This is a genomic window from Roseburia sp. 1XD42-34 (assembly GCF_009917385.1).
Classification (GTDB): domain Bacteria; phylum Bacillota; class Bacilli; order Bacillales; family Amphibacillaceae; genus Virgibacillus.
This window is the reverse complement of record NZ_QWLJ01000005.1, coordinates 69,796-84,414: the sequence shown is the minus strand read 5'-3', so window position 1 is coordinate 84,414 and position 14,619 is coordinate 69,796. Positions and strand designations below refer to the sequence as shown.

Below are 14,619 nucleotides of genomic sequence, written 5' to 3'. Positions count from 1 at the left end.
TTCATTACTCCTTTAGCACAGAATCGATATAGATTTCCGGGTCAAGTAAATAAGCTGCTATAGACTCGATACTTGGATAAAATAATTCTGCCCCAACTCCTAGCAAAACAGCTAGAGCTAATAGAGCAAAAACCGGTGTCAACAAGCCTTTGATCGGCTTCTTTTCTATATTCCCCATGGTTTCTTTATCGCCCCAGAAGCCGTTTATAAATATTTTAACAATCGAATAAAGGATGAGCAGACTGGTTAATAAGCCAATAATAACGATGGCTATTTCCCCTTGCTCAAAAGCTCCCTTAAGCAATAACAATTTGCCTATAAATCCACTGAAGGGAGGAAGTCCAGCTAACACGGCAGCTGATAAAAACAACAGCCACCCTAATGATGGATAGTAATGAATAAGTCCGCCCATTTTGCGTAAATCAGAGGTTCCGGCCACATAGGAGATAATGCCAACTAATAAAAATAGCGCTGTTTTAATAATCATATCGTTAACAAGATAATAAATAGAGCCGCTAATTCCAGAGTCATTCAAAACACCAATTCCTAATAGGATAAATCCAATGGCTGGAATGATGTTATAAGCGATGATTAGTTTAATATTTGACGTAGACAACGCTCCAATTACTCCGAATATCATGGACAAGCCTGCTATCCAGATAAACATTTCATGGGTTAAATCTGTTCGATGGACAAATATGAGTGAAAACACTCGTAAAATAGAGTAAATCCCTACTTTTGTCAATAGAGCACCGAACAAAGCAGAAATAACAGGGTTAGGGACGATATATGACTTCGGTAACCAGTAGTAGAGCGGAAATAGTGCTGCCTTTGTCGCAAAAACAAAAAACAGTAAAATCCCAATTGTTGTAATAATACCTTGCTGTTCCACTTCTTGAACCCGCTCAGCAATTTGCGCCATATTGACGGTACCAACAACCGCATATAAAAAGGCGACGGTCGTAACAAATAGCATGGATGAAAATAGGTTAATTAACAAGTATTTAAGTGATTCTCTTAACTGAACCTTTTCGCCGCCTAATACAATTAGACCGTAGGAAGCCATTAATAGTACCTCAAAGAATACAAACAGGTTAAACAAATCACCTGTTATAAATGCACCGGAAACTCCAGTGATAAGGAAAAAGAAAAATGGATAGAAGTAAAAACGTTCTCTTCTTTCTAAGCCGGCGTGTGGTGCGTAAAAGGCACATGCAGTTGTAATAACATTTGTTGTTAATACTAATATTGCAGCTAAGCCATCCATGACTAAAACGATCCCGTAAGGAGCAATCCAGTCTCCTGTTTCCAAGATCACGGAACCGTGTTCAAGTACATACCAGGTGATGTAGCCCGCTGTTCCTAAGCTAATAATGGAAAACAGCTTCGCCAACACTCTGGAAATGTGAACACGCTTATTGAAAAAAATAAGCACGATAGCTGCTATTAATGGGATGATGATTGGCAGTATTGCTAAATTACTCATTTTCGTTACCCCTCAATTGTTCCATATTGTCCGTTCCATTTTCTTGCGTGGATCTGTAAGCTAATACTAAGAGTAAACTGGTTACACCAAAACTAATCACAATAGACGTCAGAATTAAAGCCTGAGGCAATGGATCCGTATAGCTTTCGATTCCGTCAATCAAGATAGGTGGCTGACCAGTTTTTAATCTTCCCATTGTAAAAATGAAAATGTGTGCACCATGTGAAAGTAAAGCAGTACCTATAACAATTCGTAGTAATTGTTTTTGCAACATATTGTAAATTGCAGTAGCAAACAATATACCCGCTAATATAGCTGTGATTATTTCCATGTTTACTCTGCCTCCTTATTCTTTCTGTATTTAATGAGGCCAACAATGGCTAAAGCTGCAATACCTAAAACAGAGATTTCAAACAATGTATCTAAGCCACGGAAATCAACTAAAATAACGTTTACGATATTATAACCGCCGCCCATTTCTTTTGAATTTTCTACAAAATAATCCGCTATCGATTCAAACCACCTACTGCTATGTGCCGAGATTGCTACTAAAGTAACTAAAGCACCGAATCCAATCGAGATGGTTGCATTCATAACTTTGGTTTTAGCTGAATCCGTCGATTTACGCAATTTAGGTAAATGGTAAAAACAGAGTAAGAAAAGTGCGACAGTGATTGTTTCAATAACCAATTGAGTTAAAGCAATATCTGGAGCACGGTAAATGACAAATAGAATAGCTACACCGAAACCAACGACCCCAACTACTAAAATAGCTGCTACATTATGGTTCATGTAAATAGTAGCAATTGCCGCAACAATCATAATGAGAACAACTGCAACCTCTATAAATGTCACCTCAGCAAGTTGGTCTGTATTAAACGCAAATCCATTTGTTAGGTACATAAATAGCAATGAAACAATAAGCGTTGTTCCAAGAATTAACGACATATATGTTTTTAACGAACCGGTCATGTAGTAGTTCGTAATTCGATTTGCGACAGTGCCAATTTTGTTTACGATCGCATCGTAAACATGATTAAAGCTTACTTTACCAGGCAAGACTTGATAAACGGACTGCCATTTTTTTCGCGTTAAAAACAATACTGTTCCAAATCCAACGACCGCTAAAGACATTTTGAATGGTGTAATAAACCCATGCCAGAAAGTAATTTCTTTATACACTACAGTACTGTTAATCGCAGTAGCTGCATGTTGTAAAAAGGAGGCATTGACGATATTTGGGAACAGCCCAAAAATGACGACTCCAACCACTAAAATCATGGGAGATATGAGCATTCCAATTGGAGCTTCATGTGGTTTTTTTGGCAGTTGATCCAACTGTTTCTTGCCAGTAAAAGTACCGAAAAATAGATACATGGAATAAACAAACGTAAAAATACTTCCGAGTACAGCTAGATATGGGATTGCTTGACTCCAAAAGTCAGAGCCTAACCCTAGTGTTGAATCGAAAAACAATTCTTTACTGTAGTAGCCATTAAGAAATGGAAATGGAACTCCAGCCATAGAAAAGGTTCCGAAAATGGCTAATGTAGCTGTAATTGGCATTAATGTAGCAAGTCCACCAAGCTTACGAATGTCTCGTGTACCTGTTTCATGATCGACGATACCAGCTACCATGAACAGGCTACCCTTGAAAGTAGCATGGTTTAAAATGTGAAAGACAGCTGCAAAGACAGCGGCTTTTGTGCCGAATCCTAGCATTGCCATAATCATCCCAAGCTGACTAATGGTAGAAAAAGCTAAAATAGCCTTTAAGTCTGTTTGCCTTACTGACATATAAGCTCCCCAACATAATGTTACAATACCAAACACGCTTACGACGATAAAGAAACCTTCATATCCTGAAAAAATTGGCGAAAAGCGTGCTACAAGGAAGAGCCCAGCCTTTACCATCGTAGCAGAATGCAGATAGGCACTGACAGGTGTTGGAGCTTCCATTGCGTCCGGTAACCAAATATGAAATGGAAATTGAGCAGATTTTGTGAACGCACCTAGTAAAATAAAGCCTAATATGAGAGGCAAATAAGTGCTGTTTAAGATAAGATCTACTTGGCCAATCATTTGTTGTATGCTCGTTGTACCTGTGACTACATACAATAAGATAAAGCCACCTAACATGCTAAGTCCGCCAAATACAGTAATGAGCATTGATTTTAAAGCGCCGTAGCGTGAGCGCTCTTTGAAATGCCAATAACCTATTAATAAAAACGAAGATATCGATGTTAATTCCCAAAAAGTGTATAGCACAAAAATATTATCCGATAATACTACACCAAGCATCGCACTCATAAACATGAGCAGATAAACATAAAAATGTCCAAGACGCTCTGATTTGTCAAGATAATAGATGGAGTAGAGTACTACCAATGAACCAATTCCGCTAATTAACAACACAAATAACAAACTTAAACCATCCAGGTACAAATCAAAGTTAATTCCTAAGGATGGGATCCAACTGTATTTTTCCTTGATTGGTGTAAAATCGTTGCCAATAAAAGAAACGAAGTATAAGAAAATCAAAAAAGGTATAAAAAAAACAAAGATCCCTGTATGTAGTTTTTCTTTCAATTTACTTAATGCAGGAATAAAACATGCAATAAGCAGTGGAATGAGTACTGCGAATATCATTTGATTGGAATTCCTCCTTCACCAACTGAAACGGTTTACTATTATAATGTTTTTTATTGCGTGAATCTAGACAGGTACTACGACTGTTGATGTAGACGTCCCGTCATAGCTAGGATAAATAATCATTTGTTGTTATTTTTATGCGTGATTTATGATTTCATAGCAATGAATTAAGAGAACGGTTCATTGTGGTACAATATCCTTCGGGGGAAATAACTTCTTCTTAGGGTCAACAAATGGTATTAGCAAAAAAGAAAAATCATATCTGCAACCAGCTTTCACACAAAAGTATGTGAAGCTTTACCCAAGAATATTCTAACACAATACATGACCAATAAAAATAAAAAACCCTTAGATATCATAAATTCGTAAAGGGTTTTTGAGTTTCTTCATATTTAATATAATGGGTGATTCATCAACCTGATTTTGTATCTTTTATTTTATGTGACAATTGTCTTCTATGAATTTCTTCTTCAATTAAGGAGAGAAAATCAGGGCTTAAATTTAATTCATTTGCTGTAATGTATGATTCGAGTAATAATTCGTCGGACAAATGTTCCATAAATACAGCCCCCCTAAAAGTGGAAATCTTCTGTAATAAAGTTACTAATAATTTACCATGAACCTAGGAGTAGGACAAGGCGCAAGTTATCTACAGTGCATTGTAGATAACTTGTGTACAAATGATATAAAAGTGCTATAAACTCGGTTAAATCAACTCGAAAATTGTTAATAAAGTTATCCACAATGAAAAAAATGAAACTATTTGTCGAACGATTTATATAATAATACTAGGTAAATCTACATAGTTCTCCTAGACTTAAATCATGGATGCAGAAAATTGCTGATAGACGACTTAAAATGTGTCGAATCAGCAGTAACCTATTGACCGCTTTAAACTAATAGACTTATTGGTAAAATAACAAAAAGTGGATGAATATGACAAATCTAAACTAGTTAACAAAATTGCTTTCCGTTAGTTGGTAGGGATTCGTAGGGATGAATAAAATTTCCTTTATTAATATAGCAAGTTGTTATAGGATTAGGTTATAATTGTATTCTTGTATTGACAGGTTAAACGAGAATAATGCAAAAGAGACGTTTTTCCATACTGTACTGTATAAGCGGAAAAGGTGATGTAGAATTACAAATTAATTTATTGTGAGATATGATACGATACGCATTTAAGTTATCTTTTTATCCCAATATAAGGTGCTGTAAGACTCCCACTTCAGGAGTTGGATAATAATCTATATGCAACAAGTCTAAGTGGAGATAACAGTACCTAAATGCCCTACTTCGTAAGCGACCTTTAGGTCATACCCTTGGGCTACGAACGATCGGTGGGGATGAATGAAAAACCCGCGGTGGAAGATTCACTTGATACAATTGAACAAAAGAATAATGAGGTGGAAGTGTGTTAAAGAGATTTTTGCCAGACGAGCAAGTAAAAAGTATATTTGAAATACACCCTGAGGCATTGAAGGAAAAAGGCATAAAAGGTATTATCACCGATTTGGATAATACTTTGGTCGCCTGGGATGTAAAGGAAGCTACTTCGGAAGTGGTGCAATGGTTTAAATCCATGAAAGAGCATGGCATCAAAGTTACCATAATATCAAACAATAATAGAGAGCGAGTAAGTGTGTTCTCAGAGCCATTGGATACACCGTTTGTATTCAGTGCACGTAAACCGCTGATCAAAGCATTTAAAACAACTGCAAAACAAATGAATTTAAAGAAAGAAGAAATTGTTGTGATTGGTGACCAAATTTTAACCGATGTGCTTGGTGGTAATACGGCAGGATTTTATACTATTTTGGTCGTTCCAATCGTAGAGACGGATGGAAAAATAACCAAGATTAACCGTAAAATTGAACGGCGCATACTTGCTTATATGCGAAAAAAAGGAAAAATAAACTGGGAGGAAAAATAACCGATGGAAACAGAAACGATAGATTGTCAGGGCTGTGGAGTACGTATTCAAACAACAGACAAAGATCAGCCAGGGTACACACCTGTTTCTTCTCTGAAAAAGGAAGTGGTTCTATGTCAAAGATGCTTTCGTTTAAAACATTATAACGAAATTCAGGATGTATCAATAACCGATGACGACTTCTTGAAGATGGTAAGTTCCATTAGAGATACGTCTGGCTTGGTTGTCCATATCGTGGATATTTTTGATGTAGGCGGCAGTTTAATTCATGGGTTGCCACGATTAGTTGGAGAAAAATCTATTTTATTAGTTGGAAATAAAATGGACTTGCTTCCTAAGTCTGTTAATACAAGGAAGTTATTACAATGGTTGCGGTCGCAAGCAAAACAAGCGGGCTTAAAAGTAGCAGATGCTTGCTTGATTTCTTCAGCAAAAGGACATGGCATTGCTGAACTTTCGGAGAAAATAGAACAATATAGACAGGGAGATAATGTTTATATTGTAGGAACAACCAATGTCGGAAAGTCAACGTTCATCAATCGATTAATCAAACAATCTACAGGATTTAGTGAGGTAATTACAACTTCTTACTTTCCTGGTACGACACTTGGTTTTATCGAGATCCCCTTAGATGATACGTCATCCCTGATTGATTCACCAGGAGTTGTTAATAAACAGCAGATGGCACATTATATTAGTGGTAAAGACTTGAAACTCATCACACCAAATAAAGAGATAAAGCCAAGGATTTATCAGCTGAATGCTGGACAAACCCTGTTTTTTGGTGGGTTAGCGCGGCTGGATTTTATAAACGGGGATAAACAGTCGTTTGTTTGCTATTTTTCCAATCAATTACCGATACATCGTACAAAACTGGAAAAAGCGGACGATTTATTTGCAAATCACAGCGGGGAATTGCTGATACCACCGACTGAAGCGTCGATAGATCAGATCCCGCCTATGATTTCAGATACGTTTCGCATCAAAGAAGGTAAGTATGACATCGTTTTTCCAGGTTTAGGATGGGTTAGTATTTTAGGTGAAGGGGCAACAGTAGCTGCACATCGTCCAAAAGGTGTAGCTGTTTCTATTCGTCAATCATTCAATTAGGAGGAATATTTGGTGCTATTTCGTCTTGGTTTAATCGGCTACCCTATCGCTAACTCCCTATCGCCATGGATCCATGAAAGATTTATGGAAACGACGGGTACGAATGGGAGTTATCGCATTTATGAAATGAATCCGGAACGTTCTTTTGCTACAATTATAGAACAACTCCGATCACTAGAATTGCATGGTTTTAATGTAACGGTTCCTTATAAAGAGAAAATTATCCCTTATTTGGATGAAATGGATGAGAGGGCTGTTAAGATTGGAGCTGTTAATACCGTTGTAAATAGTAATAATAAATGGATAGGTTACAATACAGATGGCATTGGGTATGTTCGTGCATTACAGTCGAAGTTCCCGGAATTATTCCATGAAGCGGACCGTAGCGCACTAATCCTTGGTGCAGGTGGAGCAGCTAGAGGAATCTTTACAGCCCTTGAAGAGGCTGGATTTAAGCAAATTGATTTGGCTAATCGTACGAAAGAGCATGCTATTGCGATTTGTCAGCATCGTGAACATGACTCACAAGTACTTTCTTTTGGAACAGCTGAGGATTGCTTGGGTGATTATGATATTGTCATTCAGACAACTTCTGTAGGAATGAAGCCAAATGTAAACCGATCTATTTTTACAAAGGCTGATTTTTCACCTATCCCTATTTATAGTGATATCATTTATCAGCCCATCAAAACAAAGTTTTTACAGCTAGCAAAACAAAGTGGTGCACAAGTTCATTATGGGCATACCATGTTACTTTATCAAGCTCAATATGCTTTTGAGATATGGACAGGGTGTAAACCCAATATTGGACAAATGGAGGAAGAATTAGAACAGATGTTGAAAGGAAGATAACATGTTAACAGGAAAACAAAAACGATTTTTAAGAGCAAAAGCAAACCAATTGAAGCCTATTTTTCAAGTAGGGAAAATGGGTGTTAACGAAAATATGATTCAACAAATCGCAGATGCTCTAGAAAAGCGAGAACTATTAAAGGTGAACATTTTACAAAATTGTTTAGAGGATAAAACAGTAGTTGCTGAGCAGTTAGCAGAAGGAACAGGTGCGGAAGTTGTCCAAATAATAGGGAATAATATTGTCCTTTATAAGGAATCCAAAGATAATAAGCACATCGTTCTACCATAAAGGATGAGATTATGAAACGAATAGGAATATTGGGTGGAACATTTGATCCACCTCATATTGGTCATTTAATCATTGCTGAAGAGGTACGGCTTGCTTTAGATTTAGCTGAAGTTTGGTTTATCCCTTCTTATACTCCACCTCATAAGGACAACGCAAAGACGGGGCCAGAACAGCGGTTAAAGATGGTTCGTCTAGCTACGAAAAGTAATCCTTATTTTAAGGTTGATACGATTGAGATAGAACGAAGCGGGAAGTCTTATACGATTGATACCATCGTGGAGCTAAAGAGACGCCATCCTGATAATGAATTTTATTTTATTATTGGCGCAGATATGGTGGAATACTTACCACATTGGTATCGCATTGACGAGCTGACAGAATTTGTGACATTCGTTGGCGTGAAACGTGCGAATTATCAATTGGAAAGTCGATATTCGATTTTAATCGTCGACATTCCTTTGATTGAAATTTCGTCAACAGTGTTACGAGAACGGTGTATGAATGGCGTTTCTGTCCAATATTGGTTACCCGCTCCTGTTTATCAATATATAAAGGAGCATCAGTTATATGAACATTGAATTTGCTATGGAAAAAGTAAAACCACAACTGACAAAAGAACGTTACGCTCACTCAATACGAGTTGCTGAAACGGCAAAAACGTTAGCTCATCGGTTTGGAGAAGATGTATCTAAGGCTGAGTTAGCAGGTGTACTGCATGATTATGCGAAATATCGTCCTAAAGAAGAGTTGTCACGTTGGATTAAAACCTCATCCGTATTACCAAAAGATCTGCTCCATTACCATCATGAGCTTTGGCATGGTCCAGTAGGTGCACTCCTAATCGAAAGCGAACTTGGACTTAAGGATAAAGCAATTCATGGGGCAATTCGCTACCACACTACCGGAAAGGCAAATATGAGCAAGTTAGAGATGATTATCTTCCTAGCAGATTATATTGAACCTGGGAGGAAATTCCCCGGAGTGGATGAAGTGAGGAAAATAGCACAGAATGATTTACATAAAGCTTGTTGGATAGCCTTGGCGAACACGATTTGTTTTTTAATTGGTAAACAAGCTACTGTCTATCCAGATACACTTTATGCGTATAATGATTTAACGAGATTGGGTTATGGAGGTAGTGTGTAATGAAAAATGAACAAATAGTACAATTAGCAGCAGATGCATGTGACGATAAACGTGCAGAAAATATTATTGCCCTAGAAATGAATGGCGTTTCTTTAGTTGCAGATTATTTTTTAATTTGTCATGGCAGTAATGAACGACAAGTGCAAGCGATTGCTAGAGGTATCAAGGAAAAAATGGAAGAAAACGATATTCCTGTCCATCGATTAGAAGGATTTGAACAAGCAAGATGGATTCTTGTGGATGTTGGTGATGTAGTTTGCCATGTTTTTCACAAAGAGGAGAGGAGCTACTACAATTTAGAACGTCTTTGGGGAGATGCTGCAACTTATCCGATTGAAATAGGGCAGGATCAGTAAATATGGCCTATGAACGATTGGCGGATATTTATGACAGCCTAATGAGAAACACGCCATATGATAAGTGGTTGCACTATACGGAACAAATTTTGCAAACAAGAAATATACAATATATTGCAGACTTAGGTTGTGGAACAGGTGAGATTACATTACGCTTGGCTCAATTATATCCCCATGTAATTGGCGTTGATTATGCAACGGATATGTTAGCTAACGCCGAGCAAAAAAGTAGAGCTACAAGTGGATCTATTCAGTGGATTTGTCAAGACTTAAGAGCGTTAAAAGGTATTATGGGCCTTGACGCAGCTGTTAGTTTTTGTGATGTGATCAATTATATAACTACAGAGGAGGAGTTGCTTCGTACATTTCAGAACATTTATGACGCACTTAACTCAAAAGGCGTTTTTTTATTTGATGTGCATGCATTGCCGTTTGTAACGGATCATTATATACATGAAACCTTTGCTGATGTTACAGAAGAAGCGAGTTACATATGGTTTTGTCTGCCTGGTGATCATACAGGTGAGATGTTCCATGAGCTTACATTTTTTTCAAAAAATGAAGTGGGCGATTACGTTCGATTTGACGAAGTTCATCATCAACGCACTTTTTCTGTTGATTTTTATAAAAAATTATTACAGCAAACAGGCTTTCGAAATATAAATATGTACGGGGATTTTTCGATAGAAGCAAATAGTGTAACTGAAAACACAGCCAGGATTTTCTTTTCTGCTGAAAAAGGCGATAGATAATGCTTTTTTAAATCGAAAAGGAGTTTTCATACTTCTTGTGGAAGTAACCTATAGGGAGCAGTTAACCGACTCTAAAAGCTGCTCCGGTTATAAGAAAAATATGGGTTCAGGAAAAGGAGTTGAATCCCTTGTACACAAGTAAAATGAAACGTATATTGTTCATAGTTGCAATCCCTCTCGCTATCATTGTTGTTTTATTATTGGCAAGTGAGAAGGATGATCACGGAACAGATGCGAAAGTGATGGTGAAAGATGAGCCGCTAGATCCTACTGATCCTTCTTCTGATCAGGAAGAAGAAACTTCTGCAACTCAATCGATATATGTGGATATTAAGGGAGAAGTGAAACATCCGGGGGTGTATGAGATGGAATCAGAAGCACGGGTCGTTGATGCTATTGAAACAGCAGGCGGGTTCACGACTAATGCGGATCAATCTCAGGTGAATTTGGCGCTAAAAGTTCAGGATGAGATGGTTATTGATGTAATAGCAGTTGGAGAGAATGGATCATCGGTAGTTAATGAACAAAGCAATGGAACAGTAAAAGTCAAAATCAATCAAGCTACTGCGGAAGAGATTGAAGCGTTAAATGGTATTGGACCTGCAAAAGCAGCAGCAATTGTTCAATATCGAGAGGAACATGGTCTTTTTCAAAAACCGGAAGATTTGTTGAATGTTTCGGGTATTGGCGAAAAAACATTGGAAGCTCTAGAGGATGAAATTCAAGTTCCTTGAGTGGCTCTGAATGCGGCTAGTTATGTCTCTAATAGGGATGTTAACATTGTTTAGCTTTTGGATACGCTTTTAATTCGACATTATTGTAAATAGCGTTTCCCCAGAGAATAGTATTTTATTTTTAATGAATACTCCATCTAAAAGTAGCAGAAAAAGGAAGAAACTATAGGATAGTTGAGTTTGAAAGGGGAGTACGAATGGAACGTATTTCATGGGATCAATATTTTATGGCACAAAGTCACTTGTTAGCTTTACGTAGTACATGTACTAGATTAATGGTCGGTGCTACGATTGTACGAGATAAACGTATTATTGCTGGTGGATATAATGGGAGTGTTTCTGGAAGTGTGCATTGTATTGATGATGGTTGTTATGTAATTGATGGTCACTGTGTTCGTACGATTCACGCTGAAGCAAACGCACTATTACAGTGTGCTAAATTCGGTGTCCCTACAGAAGGGGCAGATATTTATGTCACTCATTTTCCTTGCTTGCAATGCTGTAAGCAATTAATTCAAGCAGGTATTCAGACCGTCTATTATGCTGAGGATTATCATAATCATCCTTACGCGATTTCTTTATTTGCTGAGGTTGGCGTAGAAACGAAGAAGGTCGTACTTGATTATGTTATGGTTGATACCAACTATGCAGAGAAACATCGATTTATGAAGGAGCTTGTTCGAATAATGGATCAGAAACCTCTCGATCCTGATGAATTAATGCATTTAAAAGAAGAAGCGGTACGTCTATTTCAATTAGATGAAAGGTGAATAGTGTGAATGGTAATTGGCATTTTGTCGCATGTGCTGCTTTTATAAGTATGCTGGCAATATTAATCTCATTCAGCACATTGCTTTTTGGAATGTTTCTTATATGGATTAGTTATTTATTTTACATCAAGCGGATAGCTACCCTTCCATTGGTGCTATCCTTTTTATCCCTTCTCTTTTTCTACTTTTATCTTCCACATCTATCTAGCAACAACCAGTTGGATCCGTTTAAGCATCCAATAACTATTTCAGGATCAATTGTCAGTCCAGTTGAAAAATCTACTTCTCGGGTTTCTTTTGTTATCCAAGACGAACAGATAAATGAAAAAATTGCAGTTACGTATTTTCCGAAACAGGAGGACAAATACGATGAGTCTATACGCTATGGTTCTACTTGTTCATTCACGGCGGAAATTAGCATCCCTGACACTGCAACCAACCCCGGACAATTTGATTATCGCAGATATCTTTTAACGAAAGAAATCCGGTATGAAGCTGTTCTATCCAATTTGCAATTATTGCAATGTGTAAAGAATGGAGGAATATTGCAAAGCCTCGATCAAATTAGACATTCTGTATTGGACTATACGGATAAACGATTAAGTAAAGAAACCTCTTCTTGGGTGCGCGCGCTAGTTTTCGGAGATGATTCATCCGTAAACGAAGAAACAGTTGAATTGTTTCAACGGTGGGGAATGAGTCATTTACTCGCTATTTCAGGTTTGCATGTCGGTATTATTACAGGCTTATTATACTTTGTACTTATTAAGTTAAATTTACTCACCAAGGAATGGGCAGAATGGGCAATTCTTATCTTTCTCCCTATATATGCTGTTTTAGCTGGCGGAGAACCTTCTGTGTGGCGAGCTAGCTTAATGGTATGTATCTTGATCACTCTTCATAAAACAGGCTGGAAATGGAATGTTACAGATGTTTTAAGTCTTGTATTTTTATTCTTGCTTGCTACTGATAAATTTATTATGTATCAAGTTAGTTTTCAGCTTTCGTTTGCAGTAACGTTTGCTTTACTTTTATCAAAAAGAATTCTTTCTCAGACGAAAAATCGCTTGTTTCAAGTTTTATATATTAGCTTTATTGCCCAGATAGCGATTTTGCCAATTCAATTTTACTACTTTTCGTTATTTCAACCTGCATCCATTGTAGTTAATTTATTAATGGTGCCTTATTACTCCACTTTTGTTATTCCAGCAATGTTTTTATTACTTCTCTTTACCCCACTGCCATGGGTTTCTCTACTGGATAATTGGTTTATAAATATTCACCATATAGCAATGCAAGTTGTTCATTGGTTTGATGAACATTTGCATTTTCCATTAGTTAGCGGCCCGTTACCTTGGTTTGTTGTCCTATTCTATTACATCCTGTTTATCCTTTTTATGCAATGTTGGGAAAAAGAAAAGCTACGGTATGCTTTTTATTATGGATGCCTCATTGTGCTCTTGTTAATTGGAAATACTTTACGTCCTTATTTTTCCCCAAGTGGTACTGTTACCATGTTAGATATTGGGCAAGGGGATGCTTTTGTTATTGAATTACCTTATCGTAAAGGAGTTATCCTTATTGACGCTGGAGCAACGTTTTCATTTACAGATCATGCTCCATCAAGGCGTATATATGAGCAAGTTATAAAGCCGTATTTATTTTCGCGCGGGATTCAGCAATTAGATGCGGTCATTTTAACCCATGAAGATATGGACCACATTGGAAGTGTTCCGTATTTATTTCAAGAGCTTGCAGTAAATACGATTATTGTTAGCCCGTTTTTTGATACCGCAAAGCTTAAATTTAACCGTTTTCCAGAGGATGTTAACTTGATCACAGCAAGGGGGTATTCAGAAATAAACGTTGGTGGTCATTTGTTGCAAATTCTTGCTCCGATGCAAGATAACCACGACTCTAATCAAAACTCCATGGTGCTGTTTACAAATTTAGGAGGAAGAAATTGGCTGTTTACAGGCGACATAACAAAAGAGGAAGAAAAAGGTGTGATTAGCAAATATCCAAACTTGAGGATAGACGTGTTGAAAGTGGCCCACCACGGAAGTGACACGTCAACGGATGAAGCTCTCCTGCAAGAGTTTTCACCGGAAATCGCATTAATACCTGTGGGAAGAGATAATCGGTACGGGCATCCTGCTGATGATGTGATACAAAGGCTAGCAGACAAAGGGGTGACTATCTTACGAACGGATCAACATGGAGCTGTTCAATATCATTTTCAAGACAAGGCAGGGATATTTACACCTATAAAATGGTAAAGACATATTTAAATAATCATGTAATATATGTGCTATGGGAGTTTCTACTAAAAGCTTACGTATCATTTCAGCTGATGTTTTAATGCTTGAAGCAGTGCGTTGTTCGGCTTCGAAATCCATAACTATCCAAACAATTAGTAAAACTGTCATGAACGTAACAGCGCTTAAAAACATATACTTTATTAGATGTGTAAAACTGTACCATTTTTGGTTTTGGATGGTTGCAAAAGATAAAGATATCTCTGGTATAAATAACA

The 14,619-nt window shown here is 37.3% G+C and carries 15 protein-coding genes; 11 read left to right on the top strand and 4 right to left on the bottom strand.

Annotated elements, in window-relative coordinates; translation table 11 throughout:
• Positions 1-4: 4 nt before the first annotated feature.
• The 4 genes from D1839_RS03775 to D1839_RS03760 form a co-directional block, all read right to left on the bottom strand.
• Complete coding sequence (locus tag D1839_RS03775) at positions 5-1,486, bottom strand: Na+/H+ antiporter subunit D (RefSeq protein ID WP_120378606.1); 1,482 nt, start codon at positions 1,484-1,486, stop codon at positions 5-7.
• On the bottom strand, positions 1,479-1,817 hold the full coding sequence (locus D1839_RS03770) for a Na(+)/H(+) antiporter subunit C (RefSeq protein WP_120378607.1): 339 nt from the start codon (positions 1,815-1,817) through the stop codon (positions 1,479-1,481). The genes D1839_RS03775 and D1839_RS03770 overlap by 8 nt, the downstream gene beginning before the upstream one ends.
• Positions 1,818-1,819: 2 nt before the next feature.
• Positions 1,820-4,135, bottom strand: a complete 2,316-nt coding sequence (locus tag D1839_RS03765; RefSeq protein WP_120378608.1) for a Na+/H+ antiporter subunit A — start codon at positions 4,133-4,135, stop codon at positions 1,820-1,822.
• A gap of 415 nt (positions 4,136-4,550) precedes the next feature.
• Complete coding sequence (locus D1839_RS03760; RefSeq protein WP_050353135.1) at positions 4,551-4,697, bottom strand: sporulation histidine kinase inhibitor Sda; 147 nt, start codon at positions 4,695-4,697, stop codon at positions 4,551-4,553.
• Positions 4,698-5,552: 855 nt separating this feature from the next.
• Between D1839_RS03760 and D1839_RS03755 the strand changes: the two genes are divergently transcribed.
• From D1839_RS03755 to D1839_RS03705, 11 genes are all read left to right on the top strand, one after another.
• The gene (locus D1839_RS03755) at positions 5,553-6,071 is read left to right on the top strand and encodes a YqeG family HAD IIIA-type phosphatase (RefSeq protein ID WP_120378609.1); all 519 of its coding nucleotides are present in this window, start codon (positions 5,553-5,555) and stop codon (positions 6,069-6,071) included.
• A gap of 3 nt (positions 6,072-6,074) precedes the next feature.
• Positions 6,075-7,181 carry a ribosome biogenesis GTPase YqeH gene (gene yqeH / locus D1839_RS03750; protein WP_120378610.1) on the top strand — a complete coding sequence of 369 codons (1,107 nt, stop codon included), beginning with the start codon at positions 6,075-6,077 and terminating at the stop codon, positions 7,179-7,181.
• Between the two features lie 12 nt (positions 7,182-7,193).
• Complete coding sequence (aroE, locus tag D1839_RS03745) at positions 7,194-8,033, top strand: shikimate dehydrogenase (protein WP_120378611.1); 840 nt, start codon at positions 7,194-7,196, stop codon at positions 8,031-8,033.
• A gap of 1 nt (position 8,034) precedes the next feature.
• Complete coding sequence (yhbY, locus tag D1839_RS03740) at positions 8,035-8,325, top strand: ribosome assembly RNA-binding protein YhbY (RefSeq protein ID WP_120378612.1); 291 nt, start codon at positions 8,035-8,037, stop codon at positions 8,323-8,325.
• An 11-nt stretch (positions 8,326-8,336) separates the two neighbouring features.
• Positions 8,337-8,903: a nicotinate-nucleotide adenylyltransferase gene (locus D1839_RS03735; RefSeq protein ID WP_120378613.1), complete on the top strand. Its 567-nt coding sequence runs from the start codon at positions 8,337-8,339 to the stop codon at positions 8,901-8,903.
• Positions 8,893-9,471 carry a bis(5'-nucleosyl)-tetraphosphatase (symmetrical) YqeK gene (yqeK, locus tag D1839_RS03730; RefSeq protein WP_120378614.1) on the top strand — a complete coding sequence of 193 codons (579 nt, stop codon included), beginning with the start codon at positions 8,893-8,895 and terminating at the stop codon, positions 9,469-9,471. Before D1839_RS03735 ends, yqeK begins: the two co-directional genes overlap by 11 nt.
• Positions 9,471-9,827, top strand: a complete 357-nt coding sequence (gene rsfS / locus D1839_RS03725; protein ID WP_120378615.1) for a ribosome silencing factor — start codon at positions 9,471-9,473, stop codon at positions 9,825-9,827. Before yqeK ends, rsfS begins: the two co-directional genes overlap by 1 nt.
• Positions 9,828-9,829: 2 nt before the next feature.
• A complete protein-coding gene (locus tag D1839_RS03720) occupies positions 9,830-10,579 on the top strand; it encodes a class I SAM-dependent DNA methyltransferase (protein ID WP_120378616.1) in 750 nt (249 codons plus the stop codon).
• A 128-nt stretch (positions 10,580-10,707) separates the two neighbouring features.
• Positions 10,708-11,313 (top strand): helix-hairpin-helix domain-containing protein, encoded by a 606-nt coding sequence (locus D1839_RS03715; protein ID WP_199689936.1) that lies wholly within the window; start codon positions 10,708-10,710, stop codon positions 11,311-11,313.
• A 197-nt stretch (positions 11,314-11,510) separates the two neighbouring features.
• Positions 11,511-12,083: a ComE operon protein 2 gene (locus tag D1839_RS03710; RefSeq protein WP_120378617.1), complete on the top strand. Its 573-nt coding sequence runs from the start codon at positions 11,511-11,513 to the stop codon at positions 12,081-12,083.
• A gap of 5 nt (positions 12,084-12,088) precedes the next feature.
• A complete protein-coding gene (locus D1839_RS03705; RefSeq protein WP_120378618.1) occupies positions 12,089-14,362 on the top strand; it encodes a DNA internalization-related competence protein ComEC/Rec2 in 2,274 nt (757 codons plus the stop codon).
• Positions 14,363-14,619 lie beyond the last annotated feature (257 nt).